The following is a 540-nucleotide window of genomic DNA, read 5'->3' as shown; positions in this document are numbered from 1 at the left end:
GAATCAATTAAAAATGTAAAATGCAAAATTAAAAACGAAGAAAATTCAATTTTTAATTTTTAATGATCAATTTTTAATTGTATCTGGGGGTTTAGCTCAGTTGGTAGAGCGCCTGCTTTGCAAGCAGGATGTAAGCGGTTCGAGTCCGCTAACCTCCACCTGTGGCGATTGCCAAAACAGAAAAACTAGTGAGAAATCAGCAACATGACTTAATGTAAGTCAGACTGCTGAGTTAGTTCTCAGCCAGAACCTTGAAAACTGCATAGTAACGCGAAATTAGCAGGCAGACACAGACATTATTAGTGCTGAGTACTGAGTGCTGAGTGCTGAGTAAAATCAGTAGGAAGTGACGAAGTAAGCAGAACTAACTATTTGTGAATGCAAAATTGTAGAACACCAAATGTTTGAGTGGTCAAGTTAATAAGGGCTAACGGTGGATACCTAGGCACACAGAGGCGACGAAGGACGTGGTTACCGACGATATGCTCCGGGGAGTTGGAAGCAAACAGAGATCCGGAGATTTCCGAATGGGGCAACCCT

1 tRNA gene and 1 rRNA gene are annotated in these 540 nt (G+C 41.7%); both read left to right on the top strand.

Features of this window, described 5'->3' with window-relative positions:
• The first annotated feature begins 85 nt into the window (after positions 1-85).
• Positions 86-158 (top strand) — tRNA-Ala (locus A4S05_RS38195).
• A gap of 252 nt (positions 159-410) precedes the next feature.
• Positions 411-540: ribosomal RNA gene (locus tag A4S05_RS38190) — 23S ribosomal RNA — on the top strand; the annotation flags it as partial.

Source organism: Nostoc sp. KVJ20, from assembly GCF_001712795.1.
Classification (GTDB): Bacteria; Cyanobacteriota; Cyanobacteriia; order Cyanobacteriales; family Nostocaceae; genus Nostoc.
This window is presented reverse-complemented; position numbering and strand designations above follow the sequence as displayed.